Below are 15,396 nucleotides of genomic sequence, written 5' to 3'. Positions count from 1 at the left end.
AAACAGACAATTTTTTACGAAACCATCATTCTTGTTGCAGAATATGATAAAATTAATGTTATTAAGGTTAGAAGGGGTACTCTATACTCCTTCTAATTCTAAGTATAGAAGGATTGGTATCTAGAAAGGGGCATAGTGATGGAAAAGCAAAAAACTTTTCATGTCGCTGTAGTTGGAGCAACCGGCGCAGTTGGTGAACAAATGTTAAATACTTTAGAGAAACGTGAATTTCCAATTGGAAAATTAACGTTACTTTCATCTAAACGTTCTGCAGGTAAGAAGCTTGTATTTAAAGGAGAAGAATTCACAGTACAAGAAGCAACTCCTGAAAGTTTTGAAGGAGTCGATATTGCACTCTTTAGTGCAGGTGGATCTGTATCGAAACAGTTGGCACCAGAAGCAGCAAAGCGTGGTGCAATTGTTGTTGACAATACAAGTGCATTCCGTATGACAGAAAATGTGCCACTTGTTGTACCTGAAGTAAATGAAAATGACTTAAAAGAACATAATGGTATCATCGCAAATCCAAACTGTTCGACAATTCAAATGGTAGTTGCTCTTGAACCAATTCGTCAGCAATTTGGTTTAAAACGAGTAATCGTTTCCACATATCAAGCTGTGTCAGGTGCAGGTGCTGCTGCAATTGAAGAGCTTCATGAACAATCACAAGCAATCTTAAATGGAGAAGAAGTAAAAGCAAATGTTTTACCTGTATCAGGTGACAAAAAACATTTCCAAATTGCTTTTAATGCCATTCCGCAAATTGATAAGTTTCAAGATAATGGATTTACATTTGAAGAAATGAAAATGATTAATGAAACGAAAAAAATTATGCATATGCCCGAGTTAGAAGTAGCAGCGACATGTGTACGTTTGCCAGTTGTATCAGGGCATTCTGAGTCAGTTTACATTGAAGTGGAAAAAGAAGGTGTAACTGTAGCAGAACTGAAAAACTTGCTTGCGGATGCAGAAGGAATTGTATTGCAAGATGATCCTGCAGAACAATTATATCCAATGCCATCTACTGCAGTAGGCAAAAATGAAGTATTCGTTGGACGTATTCGTAAAGATTTAAATAATGAAAAAGGATTCCATCTTTGGGTCGTATCTGATAACTTATTAAAAGGTGCTGCATGGAACTCTGTTCAAATTGCAGAACGATTAGTAAAATTACAATTAGTGTAAACGGCTAAGAGAAGGTGCAAAATATGAAAATTATTGTTCAAAAGTTTGGTGGTACATCGGTACGTGATGAAAACGGACGTAAGCATGCACTTCACCATATTAAAAAATCATTAGATGCTGGTTATAAAGTGGTTACAGTTGTATCGGCTATGGGACGTAAAGGTGAACCATACGCAACGGATACATTATTAAGTCTTGTTAATCAAAGGGAATCTAGTATTTCAAAACGTGAACAAGATTTATTATTATCATGCGGAGAGTTAATTTCGGCAATTGTATTCTCAAATATGTTAAATGAAAATGGAGTAAAAGCAGCAGCATTAAATGGTGCACAAGCTGGTTTTGTAACAAATGATGATTTTACGAACGCGAAAATTGTCGAAATGAATTGTGATCGTATACATGATGAGTTACAAAACGTAGATGTTGTTGTTGTGACAGGATTCCAAGGGCAAACGAAAGAAGGCGATACAACAACACTTGGACGCGGTGGTAGTGATACTTCAGCTTCAGCACTAGGTGTTGCGCTTCATGCTGAATATATCGATATTTTTACTGATGTAGAAGGTGTGATGACTGCTGATCCACGTATTGTAAAGGATGCGCGTCATCTTCAAAATGTAACATATAATGAGATCTGTAACATGGCCTATCAAGGCGCGAAGGTTGTTCATCCGCGTGCAGTTGAAATCGCAATGCATGCAAAGGTACCACTTCGTGTACGTTCTACGTATTCTGATGGTGAAGGTACACTTATTGCGGCATATGATGGTGCTACAAAAGGCCGTGATGTAGAGGAACGTCCAGTTACAGGAATTGCTCATGTATCGAACGTGACGCAAATTAAAGTGCTTGCGAAAGACGGATCTTACGATTTACAACAACATGTTTTCAAAGAGATGGCAAATAAAGGGATAAGTGTTGATTTAATTAACATTTCGCCTACAGGTGTGGCTTATACAGTAAGTGATCATGTATCAAGTCATGCTGTTGAAGTACTTGGAAAACTTGGATATGATCCAATTGTGACGGAGCATTGCGCAAAAGTATCTATCGTTGGAGCTGGAATGGCAGGTATTCCAGGGGTTACTGCGAAAATCGTTACAGCTTTAGCAGAAAAAGGTGTTCAAATTTTACAATCAGCTGATAGTCATACAACAATTTGGGTACTCGTAAAAGAAGTAGATTTAGTGGAAGCTGTAAATGCATTGCATAGTGCATTTGAACTTTCGAAAGAAAAGCAACTGGAACAATAAGGAGTGAGACCATGGTAGATTTTGGGACAATTGCAACAGCGATGGTAACGCCATTTGATAAAAATGGAAACATCGATTTTGCAAAGACAACTAAATTGGTAAATTATTTAATTGATAACGGTACAACAGCAATCGTGGTAGGAGGAACAACTGGAGAATCTCCTACATTGTCATCTGAAGAAAAAGTAGCGTTATATCGCCATGTCGTATCTGTTGTCGATAAAAGGGTGCCCGTAATCGCTGGAACAGGTAGCAATAATACACATGCTTCTATTGAGTTAACGAAAAAAGCAACAGAAGTTGGTGTCGATGCAATTATGTTAGTGGCACCGTATTATAATAAACCAAGTCAAGAAGGAATGTATCAGCATTTTAAAACAATTGCTGAAAGTACAGAACTTCCGGTTATGCTATACAATGTTCCAGGACGATCTATTGTACAAATCTCCGTTGATACGGTTGTTCGTTTATCAGAAATACCAAACATTGTTGCAATTAAAGATGCTGGCGGCGATGTATTAACAATGACAGAAATTATTGAAAAAACGGCGGACGACTTTGCTGTATACAGCGGTGATGATGGCTTAACGTTACCAGCTATGGCAGTTGGAGCTAAAGGTATTATTTCTGTTGCATCTCATGTAATTGGAAATGAAATGCAAGAAATGATTGCGGCATTCCAAACAGGAGACTTCAAAAAAGCACAGAAATTGCATCAATTACTTGTTAAAGTAACGAATGCACTATTTATGGCACCTAGCCCGACACCAGTGAAAACAGCGTTACAAATGGTTGGGTTAGACGTAGGATCTGTACGTTTACCACTTCTTCCATTAACAGAAGAAGAACGACTAACATTACAAAGTGTAATGCAATCAATTCCTCGTTAATAAAAATGACCTAGTGTAAAAACTAGGTCATTTTTATTTTGAAAGAAATCTTTTTACAGGTAATTCCCCTTGAAATTTATATACTTCGCCCTTCTTTCTCACGATTTAACTTGTGTTCTATTTCTTGTATCAGTTATAATATGGCTAAGTAGCTTAGTACGGGTATGCTTAGCAAAATTGGAAAAAATTATGGTTTAACGGAATTATCATATCATATCGCATAAGATATTTGATTTATATAATGAAAGAGAGGTGAAACCTGGTTTAAAAAACGAACGAGAACATGATATCGCATAACGGTAAGGACATTCGTCTTGGACGGTGAATATATGGTGGTTGTAGAGTTTCCCTGGTGTCTCTACAATTTTAGTGAAATCAGTGTTTGTAAGATTTTTAAACCAGGCAACAACATGAAGAGAAAAGAGAATGATTCTGTAAAAGTATTTGCTCTCGGTGGAGTAGGTGAAATCGGGAAGAATATGTATTGTGTGGAAATTGATTCCGAAATTTTTATTGTAGATGCAGGATTGATGTTCCCGGGAGACGAAATGTTTGGAATTGATATTGTTATCCCTGACATTACATATTTAGTAGAAAATCAAGAGCGAGTAAAAGGTTTATTTATTACACATGGCCATGAAGATCACATTGGTGGAATTGTTTATGTACTACGTAAACTTTCAATCCCAGTATATGCAACAAAGTTAACAGTAGGTTTAATACAAGAAAAACTTGGTGAAGCAGGAATGCTTGGTCGTGTAGATTTAAAAACAATTGATTCTAATTCAGAAGTGGAATTCAATACGACAAAGGTTTCATTCTTTGGAACAACACACAGTATCCCAGATTCTATTGGTGTGTGCTTCCATACATCAAAAGGTGCTATCGTATATACAGGAGATTTTAAATTCGACCAAACACCAATTGGCAACAACGGGGCAGATCTTGGGAAGATGGCGCAAATTGGAAATGAAGGTGTCCTTTGTCTGTTATCAGATAGTACAAATGCTGAACGTCCTGGTTACACGGGTTCTGAAAAAGAAGTTGGAATAGAAATTTCAAAAGTATTTTATGGTGCAGAAGGTCGTATCATTGTTGCTTCTTTCGCATCTAATGTACATCGTATTCAACAAGTATTTGATGCAGCTGCTGAAACAGGACGTAAAGTAGCTGTTGTAGGACGTAGTATGGTGAAAGTAGTGGATATCGCAAGACGTCTTGGATATTTAGACGTTCCAGATGGCATGGTTATTTCATTGCAAGAAGTGGATAACTTCCCAGAGAAAAAGGTAGCAATTTTAACAACTGGTAGCCAAGGGGAACCAATGGCAGCTCTTTCAAGAATGGCGAAGCAAGCTCATAAACAAATCTCGATTCGTAAAGGAGATACAGTTATCATTGCAGCATCTCCAATTCCTGGTAATGAAATATCAGTATCGAAAATCATTGATTTGCTATTTAGAGCTGGTGCAGAAGTTGTTTATTATGGAGAAAGAAAAGTTCATGTTTCTGGTCATGGTAGCCAAGAAGAGTTGAAATTGATGCTGAATTTAATGAAACCGAAGTATTTTATACCCGTACATGGTGAATTTCGTATGCAAAAGGCACATGCGTATTTGGCGGAAGATGTTGGTGTCTTGAAGGACAATATTTTTATTGTGGAAAAGGGCGATGTAATTGCTTTTGAAGGCGAAGAGGCGAAACCAGCTGGTAAAGTACAAGCTGGAAATGTTCTTATTGATGGATTAGGTGTAGGTGATGTCGGAAATATTGTCTTGCGTGATCGTAAGATGTTATCGCAAGACGGAATTTTAGTCGTTGTCGTAACGCTTGGGAAAGATGAGAAGAAAATAATTTCTGGGCCAGAAATTATTTCACGTGGTTTTGTATACGTTCGTGAATCTGAAGCGTTAATCGAAAGGTCTACAGATATTGTACGTACAATTGTGGAACAATCCATCAAAGAGTATTCGATTGAATGGTCCATGTTAAAACAAAATATTCGTGAATTGTTAGGGCAGTTTCTATATGAGGAAACGAAGAGAAAACCGATGATTTTACCAATTATCATGGAAGTATAAGAAAACCACCTTTACGGTGGTTTTTTCTTTTTCATCCCTATCGCATGAAATTTACAACTTAAGAAATAATAGTTGTATAAGAGTGAAAGGGGATGCGATATGACAGAACGTGATGGTTTAACAAATGAGGAAAAAGAAGCCGAACCGAAAGAGGATGCAAAAGAGGCGTCAGTAATAGAAAAAATTCAGCAACTTGGTCAAACGAACGTTCCGCAAATGAATGAATCACGTATTCATTGTTTAACGATTGTTGGGCAAGTAGAAGGACATATGCAGCTTCCACCACAAAATAAAACAACGAAATACGAGCATGTGATTCCACAAATTGTGGCGATTGAGCAGAATCCGAAAATTGAAGGGCTACTTTTATTGCTAAATACTGTGGGTGGTGATGTTGAGGCTGGATTGGCAATCTCTGAAATGGTAGCTTCATTATCGAAACCAACTGTATCTTTGGTTTTAGGTGGAGGGCACTCAATAGGTGTGCCAATTGCTGTGTCAACAGATTATTCATTTATTGCTGAAACTGCAACAATGACGATTCATCCAGTTCGTCTGACTGGTCTTGTTATTGGTGTCCCGCAAACATTTGAGTATTTGGATAAAATGCAAGAACGCGTGATTCGATTTGTAACAAAACACTCAAAAGTGACGGAAGATCGTTTTAAAGAGCTTATGTTTGCTAAGGGGAATTTAACGCGAGATATTGGAACAAATGTAATTGGAATAGATGCAGTTAAGTATGGGCTTATCGATGATGTTGGTGGTATTGGAGATGCGATTCGAAAGTTAAATGAATTAATAGATATGAAAATAGATGGTGATCAAGACGGGAAGTTGCTGCAATGATTTTATATACGATTATGCCAGAGCAACTTGTTTATCAGACCGACTATTCGCAGTACGAACGACAAAAAATAGTGAATGTAAATGGAGTAGAGATGGTAGTATCTGAAGAGAATAGTCAATATTATTCTATTGTGCGTGTGCTAAGTACGAATCCATCCCACTATTTACAGTATGAGCCAGGACAGAAAATAACCTTTTAGCAAAAAGCAGGATTTTGTTTAGAAGCTATGGTATAATATAAAAAACAAGACGGTTGAGCAGCCATGATTAGGCTGCTTTCTTCTGTTTACGTGACATTTTACAAGATGTGTAAAATGTCACGTAAACAGATCTAAAAATGTGACGAATGATATGCAAAAAATGCTTTCAATAAATGAAAGTCTCACTTAATTTTTGGACTTGGGGTGAAGAAATGGTAAAACAAAAGCAAAGAGGGACGAAATCAAAAGCAAGACGTACGATAAAGCCAACTTTGTATTACGAAATCGTCGGATTGACTCTTTTTGCACTTTCAATCATTACAATCTTACAGCTAGGTGTTGTAGGGAAATCGTTTGTGTTATTTTTTCGCTTTTTCTTTGGCGAATGGTACATAGTTGGTGTATTAGGTGTAATAGCCTTATCCATTGCGTTTGTTATAAGACGTGGTTGGCCAAACCTTTTAAATAAACGATTAATTGGTGTTTATTTAATTGTGTTAGCAATATTGATGTTCAGTCATATTACATTATTTAACCTTCTTACAAAGGACGGAGCGGTAGAAAATACATCTGTAATTGTGAGTACAAAAGATATGTTCTTTCTTGAGATGAAGAAAGGTGCAGAGACGGTTCATTTAGGTGGAGGTATGTTTGGGGCACTTATGTTTGCAACGTTTTATTTCTTGTTTGATGAAGTAGGTGCTTATATCATTGGGATTATTTTAGTTATTCTTGGCATACTTTGCATTACAAACAAACATATTGGGGAAGTATTGGCCCCGGTGGGACGAATACTTAGAAGTCAATTTCAGGTTATGCAAGGTGATTATAAGGATTGGAGATCTAAGCGTGCAGCGGAACAAACAGAAAAGAAAAAAGTTCCGAAACGAACGCGTAGTGAGCGTCATGACGTACAAGAAGAAGTTCTTGAACCGATAGAAGAGATAGAAATTGGGCCGCCAATTATTTCGAATTTTACAGAGAATTATCCGGTCAGTGAAGAGAAAGATAAGGAAAGGGAAAATGAGGTTGCAAATGATTTGATTGCGCCGTCTCCTATGGCAGAAGAAGAGATTTCATCTGCATCAAAAGAGCGACCGCAAAAGAAACGAGGAGAAAAAATTGTTGAATCTCTGGAAGGAGAAACAAAAGCTCCCCCAATGCAATTTTCAAACGTGGAAAACAAAGATTATAAGCTTCCTGCTATCGATATATTGAAGTTTCCAAAAAACAAACAGGTTACAAATGAAAATGAGAAAATTTATGAAAATGCTCGTAAGCTTGAGCGTACTTTCCAAAGTTTTGGTGTGAAAGCAAAAGTAACGAAAGTACATAAAGGACCTGCAGTTACGAAATATGAAGTGTATCCCGATATGGGAGTTAAAGTAAGTAAAATTGTGAGTTTGAGTGATGATTTAGCACTTGCATTAGCCGCGAAAGATATTCGTATTGAAGCTCCTATTCCCGGGAAATCCGCAGTAGGGATTGAAGTTCCAAATTCAGAGGTTTCGATGGTAACGCTTCGAGAAGTACTTGATTCGAAAGCAAACAATCATCCAGAAGAGAAATTATTAATTGGTCTTGGGCGTGATATTACTGGTGAAGCGGTATTAGCGCGTTTAAATAAGATGCCCCATCTATTAGTAGCTGGAGCGACTGGTAGCGGAAAGAGTGTATGTATTAACGGTATTATCGTTAGTATTTTAATGCGTGCCAAACCGCATGAAGTAAAATTGATGATGATTGATCCGAAAATGGTAGAGTTGAATGTATACAATGGTGTTCCGCACTTATTAACACCCGTTGTAACAGATCCGAAAAAAGCATCACAAGCTTTGAAAAAAGTTGTGAGTGAGATGGAACGCCGTTATGAATTGTTTGCTCATAGTGGAACACGTAATATTGAAGGATATAATGAATACATTAGACATCATAATGACCAATCAGAAGCAAAGCAGCCTGAGCTTCCATACATTGTTGTAATTGTGGACGAGTTGGCTGATTTAATGATGGTTGCTTCCTCAGATGTAGAAGATGCAATTATGCGTTTAGCGCAGATGGCACGTGCTGCTGGTATTCATTTAATTATCGCGACGCAACGTCCGTCTGTTGATGTTATTACAGGTGTTATTAAAGCGAATATTCCATCTCGTATTGCGTTTGCTGTGTCTTCACAAACTGATTCTCGGACAATTCTTGATGGCGGAGGTGCTGAGAAATTATTAGGACGAGGGGACATGTTATTCATACCAATTGGTGCATCGAAACCAGTTCGTGTACAAGGAGCATTTCTATCAGATGATGAAGTGGAAAGAGTTGTAGAATATGTTATTGGACAACAAAAAGCGCAATATCAAGAAGATATGATACCGCAAGATGTACCGGAAACAAAGCAAGAAGTAGAAGATGAACTATATGATGAAGCGGTTCAGCTCGTTGTAGAAATGCAAACAGCTTCTGTTTCAATGCTGCAGCGTAGATTCCGAGTAGGATATACACGTGCAGCGCGTCTTATTGATGCGATGGAAATGAATGGTGTAGTTGGACCTTATGAAGGTAGTAAGCCGAGAGAAGTATTAATTAAAGATATTCAAGAAAAAAGTTCTTAATAAAAAAGCCCAATTGCTTACAATTGGGCTTTTTTATATAGTGTTTTTGTTATATACTATAGTCAATCGTAAAGAAAGGGCTTTCATTTATGGGTATTCTTTAGAATACGAATGCTTTTAATGTTATTTTCGAAAAATGTTCGATATTCTCTGTAGAAAAGTGTTGAATTGTGTTGACACGTATGGGAGCAAGTGTTACGATTACTTCGAAAAGAATCACTGCCTCATATAATCTTGGAGATAAGGTCCATAAGTTTCTACCTGGCAACCATGAATTGCTAGACTATGAGGGGAAAAGTGTGTAACAAAGGATGTAAGAAATCTTTGTATCTAACTTTTTCTCTATATGAGGAATGTTGTGGTGCAAAGTTTTTTTTATGGAATAAAGATAGAAAATTTCATTTTGAAAAATTATTAACATTTATTCGACAAATTGAATTGTAGCCGTTACTATGTTGTTGGTTGAAAAAAGAGAACAGAAGTCTTACATCAGAGGTCGAATAATTGGAATGCGGGGGAGTCTTATGTCAGTTAAATCCGATAGTCGACACTTATATTTACGAGTGATCGATCACATTAAAGAGAAAATCAAAAGCGGGGCATATAAAGAAAAACAAAAGTTGCCTTCAGAGTTTGATTTAGCGAAAGAACTTGGCGTAAGTAGAGCGACTTTACGGGAAGCATTGCGTATTTTAGAAGAGGAAAATGTTGTGATTCGCAGACATGGCGTTGGTACTTTTGTGAATGCAAAACCGCTGTTTTCTTCTGGAATTGAACAGCTTTCTAGTATTACAGATATGATTTCTAGTGTGGGGAAAACACCAGGAACAATCTTTTTATCATCATCTACTACGAGTCTAACAGAAGAAGAAAAAGAAAAGTTTAATAGTGATGAAGGCTTTGAGGCTGTAATGATTGAGCGTGTTCGTACAGCAGACGGGGAACCTGTTGTCTATTGCATTGACAAGTTAGCGAAAGAAGTATTGCCAGACTTATCGGATTATAACGAAGAATCGCTACTTACGGTTATTCATAATAACACGCATAAACGTATTACATATGCGGTTGCTCATATTGAACCAATTGGTTATCATCCGAAAATATCACCGGTTCTGCAATGCGAGCCAGAGACAGCACTGCTAGTTCTAAAGCAAATGCATTATGATCAAAATGATGAACCAATTTTATATTCTATTAATTATTTTAGAGCAGATAAATTTAGCTTCCACGTATTACGAAAACGTATGTAATTCGTTCCTTTTTAGGGAGGTGACAGCAAGAAGAAGGGGACACTAGCATATTAATAGATACATATATCATTTAGGAGGGGTTTCTAGTATGAAGAAAAAAACAGGTCTTTTATTATCATTAACGTTAGCGGCGAGTACAGTGTTAGGTGCATGTGGTAACTCGGATAAGGCAGATAGTGACAAAAAAGGTGATAAAGATTTCAAGGTTGGTATGGTTACAGACGTTGGGGGCGTTGATGATAAATCATTTAACCAATCCGCTTGGGAAGGTTTAACGAAATTCGGTAAAGATAACAACCTGAAAAAAAATGAAGGATACCGTTATATTCAATCAAGTAAGGATGCTGATTACATTCCAAATTTAACAAAATTTGCTAAAAGTAATTATAATGTAGCATTTGGTATTGGATTCTTAATGCAAGATTCAATTGAAAAGGTAGCGGATCAATATCCAAAACAACAATTTGCGATTGTAGATACTGTTGTGAAAAAGCCAAACGTAACAAGCATTACATTTAAAGATCATGAAGGATCTTTCCTTGTTGGAGCTGTTGCGGCAATGACAACGAAATCAAATAAAGTTGGTTTTATTGGTGGAGTGAAAAGTCCATTAATTGAGAAGTTTGAATCAGGATTTAAAGCTGGAGCGAAAGCTGTGAATCCAAATATTGAAATTGTAGCACAATATGCGGATGCATTTGATAAACCGGAAAAAGGGTCTGTATTAGCATCAGCAATGTATGGCCAAGGTATTGACGTAATTTATCACGCTTCAGGTGCAACTGGTAACGGTGTATTTACAGAAGCGAAAAACCGTAAGAAAAAAGGTGAAAATGTTTGGGTGATCGGTGTTGACCGTGATCAAAATCAAGAAGGTATGCCTGAAAATGTAACCTTAACTTCTATGGTAAAACGTGTTGATGTTGCAGTTGCAAAAGTAGCACAAGAAGCAAAAGATGGTAAGTTAAAAGGTGGAAAAATAGAAGAGTTTGGTTTAAAAGATGATGGTGTTGGTATTGCGAAAACAACTGATAATGTGAAGAAAGTAAACCCAGAAATTTTAACAAAAGTAGAAGAGTTTGAAAAGAAAATTACTGATGGTGAAATTAAAGTACCAGCTACTCCAGATGAGTACAAAACATATGAAGCTTCTCTAAAGAAATAATGATAGAGAAATAGCAAAGGTTAGTTCTTAGAACTAACCTTTGTATATATAAATACTGCTTGAAAGATCGACATAAAACCAGGTGGTAGAGAGGGGCCGCCGGTGGATAGAAGCGGTCAGTTCCTTTTTTCGCCCCGTATCATGTGAAAACAGAAGGAGAAAATGAGTGGAAGTCTCTTTTTGTTTTTTTAGCCACAATTTATATGTTGGAAAATCAAATTAGATTTATATATAGTCGTTTTTAATAGAGTGTAATAGGGGACTGTTCCCAGCTAAAAGGAGGAACAATATGGAATACGTAATTGAGATGAATAATATTACAAAAGTATTCCCAGGCATTGTAGCGAATGATAATATTACGCTGCAAGTAAAACAGGGAGAAATACATGCTTTACTTGGAGAAAATGGTGCAGGGAAATCGACGTTAATGAATGTGCTATTTGGTTTGTATCAACCGGAGCAGGGAGAAATTAAAATTAAAGGAAATCCTGTGAAAATTACCAATCCTAATATCGCTAATGACTATGGAATTGGGATGGTTCATCAACATTTTATGCTTGTTCATAATTTTACAGTTACAGAGAATATTATTCTTGGAAATGAACCGAAGAAAAAAGGGAAGATTGCTGTTGATGATGCTGCAAAAGAGATTAAACAGTTATCTGAACAATACGGTTTAGCTGTAGATCCGTACGCGAAGATTGAGGACATTTCGGTCGGTATGCAGCAGCGTGTTGAGATTTTGAAAACGCTCTATCGCGGAGCGGAAATTTTAATATTCGATGAACCAACGGCAGTGTTAACTCCTCAAGAAATTCATGAGCTTATTCAAATTATGAAAAAACTTGTAAAAGAAGGTAAATCTATCATTCTTATTACACATAAGTTAAAAGAAATTATGGAAGTTTGTGATCGTTGTACAATCATTAGAAAAGGAAAAGGGATTGGAACTGTTGACGTTGCACATACAAATGAACATAAACTTGCAGAATTAATGGTCGGACGTCAAGTGAATTTTAAAACAGAAAAAATAGACGCAACACCTGAGGATGAGGTACTTTCCATTGCAAACCTTACTGTGCATGATGCACGCCAATTACCTGCTGTAAAAGGCCTTGACTTAACTGTTCGTGCAGGAGAAATTGTCGGCATTGCAGGGATTGACGGGAATGGACAAAGTGAACTTATAGAAGCGATTACGGGTTTACGAAAAGTTGAGTCAGGTTCTATTGCAATTAAAGGGAAAGAAATAACAAACTGGCCAGTCAGACGTATTACAGAAGAAGGAATTGGTCATATTCCAGAAGACCGTCATAAACATGGCCTTGTTCTTGATTTTTCTGTCAGAGATAATATGGTATTGCAAACATACTATAAAAACCCATTTTCAACTAAGGGGATTTTGAATTTTAGTGAAATCACAAAAAAAGCTAAAGCGCTTATTCAACAATTTGATGTGCGTACACCAGGTGAACAAACATTAGCTCGTGCGCTTTCAGGCGGAAACCAACAAAAAGCGATTATTGCACGTGAAGTGGATCGTGATCCTGATTTATTAATTGCAGCGCAACCAACACGTGGTTTAGATGTAGGAGCAATTGAATTTATCCATAAAAAACTAATTGAGCAGAGAGATAAAGGGAAAGCGGTGCTGCTTCTATCCTTAGAACTCGATGAGATTTTAAATGTGAGTGACCGTGTTGCTGTTATTTATGAAGGGAAAATTGTTGCGATTGTGGATGCAAAAGAAACGAATGAGCAGCAACTTGGTCTGTTAATGGCTGGTGGAACAGGGGAAGAGAAGGTGAATACAAATGGCTAAAAAGTTTTTAACGGAGCGAACAATTAATATTCTAGTACCTGTGTTGTCCGTTATTTTTGGTTTGATTGTTGGAGCCATTGTAATGGTAGTTAGTGGATATGATCCAATTGTTGGCTATGCAGCGTTATGGGAAGGGATGGTTGGAAATCCGCAAGCTATAGGTGAAACGCTTCGGACGATGATTCCACTTGTTTTAGCTGGTTTGTCTGTTGCATTCGCATTCCGTACGGGATTATTTAATATCGGAGTAGAAGGGCAACTATTAGTTGGCTGGCTTGCGGCTGTTTGGTTTGGGTATGCGGTGTCTTTACCAGTATTTTTACATATCCCATTATCTATATTAGTTGCAGCTTTAGTTGGTGGATTATGGGGATTTATTCCAGGTTACTTAAAGGGTAAATTTAAAGTAAATGAAGTTATTGTTACAATTATGATGAACTATATTGCTCTTTATGTTACGTATGACTTGATTAAGCGATTTTTACATGAAGCAAATGAGAAATCATATGATATTCAGGCTAGTGCTTCATTAGCATCAGAATGGTTATCTTCTATTACAGATGGATCCCGTCTTCATTGGGGGATTGTTGTTGCAATTTTAGTTGCTATTTTGATGTGGTTCTTATTAGATCGGACAACTTTAGGATATGAATTGAAATCAGTTGGATTTAACCAACATGCTTCTCAATATGCGGGTATGAAAGTATCTCGGAATGTTGTATTATCCATGACAATTGCAGGTGCATTTGCTGGAATTGGTGGTGCGATGGAAGGACTTGGGACATTTCAAAATATGACGGCAATGTCTTCGTTTACAGGGATTGGTTTTGATGGAATCGCGGTAGCACTTCTGGGTGGAAATAATCCATTTGGTATTTTACTTGCAGCTTTATTATTTGGTGGTTTAAAAAGTGCAGCGCCACAAATGAACTTTGAAGCAGATGTTCCATCGGAGCTGATTAATGTAATTATTGCATGTATTATCTTCTTTGTTGCATGTAGTTATGTTTTAAGATGGGCACTTACACGCATGAGCAAGGAGGGGAAATAAATGAGTTTTCTAGATATTTTAGCCATTCTTGTGACAGGTACATTATACACAGCAGCACCTCTAATTTTTACAGCGTTAGGTGGAGTGTTTAGTGAACGTTCCGGTGTTGTAAATATTGCATTAGAAGGATTAATGTTATTTGGTGCATTTATTGGTATCGTTACAACGTTGTTAATGGGAGATACATGGGGAACGATGACTCCTTGGATTGCGCTTGTTTTTGCAGCAATTGGCGGTGGATTATTTGCACTTCTTCATGCAGTTGCATCGATTACGTTCCGCGCTGACCAAGTTGTTAGTGGAGTTGCCATCAACTTTTTAGCTCTTGGTTTAACAGTGTTTGCAATTAAGAAGATTTTTGGTAAAGGACAAACTGATTTTATTCAATATCGTATTGAAAAAATTGATGTTCCAGGACTTTCGGATATTCCGGTAATCGGCAAAATCCTTTTTTCAAATGTACCATTAACATCGTATATTGCCATTATTTTAGCGTTCGTGGTTTGGTACATTATTTATAAAACGCCTTTTGGTCTTCGCCTTCGTGCGGTTGGTGAACATCCGATGGCAGCAGATACAATGGGGATTAATGTATATAAAATGCGTTATATTGCCGTTTGTATTTCAGGAATGTTTGCAGGAGTTGGTGGTGCAGTTTTTGCAATGTCAATCTCGAATAACTTCTCAGGAGCAACAATTACAGGACAAGGTTTCTTAGCATTAGCAGCTATGATCTTTGGTAAATGGAATCCGCTCGGAGCACTTGGAGCAGCTTTATTCTTTGGTTTTGCTCAATCTCTTGGGGTAACGGGTGGTACAATTCCTGTATTAAAAGAAATTCCAAGTGTTTTCTTAACGATATTACCATATGTGTTCACGATTCTAGCGCTTGTTGGTTTTGTTGGACGCTCAGAAGCTCCAAAGGCACTTGGGACACCGTATGAAAAAGGAAAAAGATAAGTATTGATAAAGCTCGCACATTAGTGCGGGCTTTTTTACATAGAATATGCTTAATACAGAAATTTTCTTTCTCTCTTT

Annotated in this window: 12 protein-coding genes and 1 riboswitch; all 12 genes read left to right on the top strand. The window is 37.2% G+C overall.

Annotated elements, in window-relative coordinates; translation table 11 throughout:
• The first annotated feature begins 138 nt into the window (after positions 1-138).
• The 12 genes from asd (at position 139) to AAIE21_RS01505 (ending at position 15,318) form a co-directional block, all read left to right on the top strand.
• Positions 139-1,185 (top strand): aspartate-semialdehyde dehydrogenase, encoded by a 1,047-nt coding sequence (asd, locus tag AAIE21_RS01560; RefSeq protein ID WP_343265169.1) that lies wholly within the window; start codon positions 139-141, stop codon positions 1,183-1,185.
• 23 nt (positions 1,186-1,208) lie between these two features.
• Positions 1,209-2,441, top strand: coding sequence for an aspartate kinase (dapG, locus tag AAIE21_RS01555; RefSeq protein ID WP_343265168.1), 1,233 nt, complete (start codon positions 1,209-1,211; stop codon positions 2,439-2,441).
• Between the two features lie 11 nt (positions 2,442-2,452).
• Positions 2,453-3,331: a 4-hydroxy-tetrahydrodipicolinate synthase gene (gene dapA, locus AAIE21_RS01550; RefSeq protein ID WP_343265167.1), complete on the top strand. Its 879-nt coding sequence runs from the start codon at positions 2,453-2,455 to the stop codon at positions 3,329-3,331.
• A gap of 410 nt (positions 3,332-3,741) precedes the next feature.
• Positions 3,742-5,412 carry a ribonuclease J gene (locus AAIE21_RS01545; RefSeq protein WP_343265166.1) on the top strand — a complete coding sequence of 557 codons (1,671 nt, stop codon included), beginning with the start codon at positions 3,742-3,744 and terminating at the stop codon, positions 5,410-5,412.
• Positions 5,413-5,511: 99 nt separating this feature from the next.
• On the top strand, positions 5,512-6,261 hold the full coding sequence (locus tag AAIE21_RS01540) for a ClpP family protease (RefSeq protein ID WP_343265165.1): 750 nt from the start codon (positions 5,512-5,514) through the stop codon (positions 6,259-6,261).
• A complete protein-coding gene (locus AAIE21_RS01535) occupies positions 6,258-6,461 on the top strand; it encodes a YlzJ-like family protein (protein WP_343265164.1) in 204 nt (67 codons plus the stop codon). Before AAIE21_RS01540 ends, AAIE21_RS01535 begins: the two co-directional genes overlap by 4 nt.
• Positions 6,462-6,673: 212 nt before the next feature.
• A complete protein-coding gene (locus AAIE21_RS01530; RefSeq protein WP_343265163.1) occupies positions 6,674-9,070 on the top strand; it encodes a DNA translocase FtsK in 2,397 nt (798 codons plus the stop codon).
• A gap of 204 nt (positions 9,071-9,274) precedes the next feature.
• Positions 9,275-9,376, top strand: a riboswitch (purine riboswitch).
• A 218-nt stretch (positions 9,377-9,594) separates the two neighbouring features.
• Complete coding sequence (locus AAIE21_RS01525; protein WP_343265162.1) at positions 9,595-10,320, top strand: GntR family transcriptional regulator; 726 nt, start codon at positions 9,595-9,597, stop codon at positions 10,318-10,320.
• Positions 10,321-10,408: 88 nt separating this feature from the next.
• Positions 10,409-11,485 (top strand): BMP family lipoprotein, encoded by a 1,077-nt coding sequence (locus AAIE21_RS01520; protein WP_343265161.1) that lies wholly within the window; start codon positions 10,409-10,411, stop codon positions 11,483-11,485.
• A 289-nt stretch (positions 11,486-11,774) separates the two neighbouring features.
• A complete protein-coding gene (locus AAIE21_RS01515) occupies positions 11,775-13,307 on the top strand; it encodes an ABC transporter ATP-binding protein (RefSeq protein WP_343265160.1) in 1,533 nt (510 codons plus the stop codon).
• Positions 13,300-14,358 carry an ABC transporter permease gene (locus AAIE21_RS01510; RefSeq protein WP_343265159.1) on the top strand — a complete coding sequence of 353 codons (1,059 nt, stop codon included), beginning with the start codon at positions 13,300-13,302 and terminating at the stop codon, positions 14,356-14,358. The genes AAIE21_RS01515 and AAIE21_RS01510 overlap by 8 nt, the downstream gene beginning before the upstream one ends.
• Positions 14,359-15,318 (top strand): ABC transporter permease, encoded by a 960-nt coding sequence (locus AAIE21_RS01505; protein ID WP_343265158.1) that lies wholly within the window; start codon positions 14,359-14,361, stop codon positions 15,316-15,318.
• Positions 15,319-15,396: the final 78 nt, after the last annotated feature.

Source organism: Paenibacillus sp. 102 (genome assembly GCF_039549175.1).
Lineage (GTDB): Bacteria > Bacillota > Bacilli > Bacillales > Bacillaceae_G > Bacillus_A.
The sequence above is the reverse complement of the archived record's forward strand: the minus strand, read 5'-3'. Positions and strand labels throughout refer to the sequence as shown.